Source organism: Thermogutta sp., from assembly GCF_014359955.1.
In the GTDB taxonomy this organism is placed as follows: domain Bacteria; phylum Planctomycetota; class Planctomycetia; order Pirellulales; family Thermoguttaceae; genus Thermogutta.
This window is the reverse complement of the sequence record NZ_JACIYL010000822.1, coordinates 1-1,906: the sequence shown is the minus strand read 5'-3', so window position 1 is coordinate 1,906 and position 1,906 is coordinate 1. Positions and strand designations below refer to the sequence as shown.

1 protein-coding gene is annotated in these 1,906 nt (G+C 59.0%); it reads right to left on the bottom strand.

Translation table 11 applies throughout. From position 1 onward, the window contains the following. Window positions 1-453: 453 nt before the first annotated feature. Window positions 454-1,906: sialate O-acetylesterase (locus H5U08_RS17310; RefSeq protein WP_297035955.1), on the bottom strand; the 1,453-nt coding region annotated here is incomplete at its 5' end.

Genomic DNA, 1,906 nt, shown 5'->3' with positions numbered 1-1,906 from the left:
GTCTCGACGTTGCGGAGGGCCTGATCGAGAGCGGTTTTCAGCCCTTCCCCGGCAAGGCGAAGCCGTTCTTCCTGACGCGCAAAAATCTCGCGGCATCGGCTCTGATGATGCTGAAGGCGTTTGAGGAGCGCTTCCGCCGGGTTGACCGCCGCAAGTCCTTCACTCGCCACCATGGAACGGCACTTTCCTGCACGATTTCGCGTTAGACAAGACTTCCACCAGTTAAGCCGTGGGGAATTTTCCCTGTAAAATCTGTATCGACGGCAACGCCAGCACTCCCTATTGAACGATTAGCTCACGAACGGGGGTCAGTCAAATGGGCGAGAGTCAAGCACCAGAGTGCCGATTTTTTCAGACCGTTCGCGCCTAATAGAACGGGGACGGCACAGGGGCCGTCCCCGCGCTTTGAGCGTGCCGTTTTAGCTCAAACGCCACGCATGGCGAGCTGTTCCCTCATTGGGCATCTTTCGTCACGCCCGGGAAGTCGTCGGTGCGGAATGGGCTGGCTGGCAATCCCGCTTTATTCCAGAGATTCACCACAGGATAGTTGGCCCAGCCAAACCGCACGGCGACCGGCTTTTCCACCTGCGGGCTCCATACCACGACGGTATCGCCCTGAATCTCTGCTTCTGCGTTGACGAATTTTCGGTCTTCACCGCAGATCGTGAAGCCCGTCAACTTGTCACCCTTGCACACCAAGCCGCCATCCACATGGGTGAAATGGAGGATCACCTTATTGCCCTGGATTTCCATGTGGTCGTAGATGGGGCCCGAGTACTCGATGTCTTCCCCGTAGGCCAGGGCCCTCGCGGCAATGGCGAGGCGTTCACCGACCGGTTGCTTCTTTTTGGGGTGAATATCGTCTTCCTCACCGACGTCGGTGATGACGGCCATCGCCGTATTGCGGGTGTTGAGCATGGTCAAAAGCTGTGCTTCACGGAGTTCCGCCCAGGCGCTTTCCGTGGGCTCGGTTTCAATTTTCATGAAGGGGGCCAGTTGCACGAAGAGGAAAGGGAAGTCTCCCTGATTCCACGCCTCCCGCCAGGAGGCAATCATCGCCGGGAAGAGGGTGCGGTACTGGTACGCCCGACCTGCGTTGGATTCGCCCTGATACCAGATCGCCCCCCGGATAGCATAGGGGATGAGTGGCGCGACCATGGCGTTGTACAGTCCACCAGGGCTGTGCGGATGTTCCGGTCCCATGGGTGGACTGGGAGGGCGCCGATTGAACTGCTCGCCCTTTTGCCTGGCCTGGCGCGCGCGTTCGCGATATTCGGCCAGGGCCTGCTCGTATTTCTTCATATTCTCGGGATACTTGGCCAGGGCGTCGCGGAATCGGTCCACGATGGGGGAAAGCTCCGGCATATTGATAAGTTTGTGCCAGTTCGTCCAGGCCTCGGCCGGCGTCCCGCCGTATGAGGTGTTGATCAACCCCACAGCCACCCCGAGCTTCTTTTGCAGGCTGCGCCCGAAAAAGTAACCCACAGCGGAGAAGTCCGCCACGGTGTCCGGACCACAGACTGCCCAGGCTCCGTTCACATCGGTCTGCGGTTCCGGCTTGGCCTGGCGCGGCACGGTGAACAGGCGAATCATGGGATTGGCCGAGTTCGCGATTTCTTCCTCGGAGTTGGCAGAGGCTCGCACCGGCCACTGCATGTTGGACTGTCCGCTGCAAATCCACACCTCTCCGATCATGACATCTTTGAGGACGATTTCATTCTTGCCCTGAATTTTCAGTTCGTACGGTCCCCCGGCGGACATCGGCTGAAGTTTGACCTTCCACCGCCCGTGTTCGTCTGCTTTGGTGGAAACCTTTTGATCGCCCAGAGTAACCGTCACCTCTTCGCCCGGATCGGCTGTTCCCCAGACAGGAACCGCCATTTGCTGTTGCAGGACAGCATGGTCG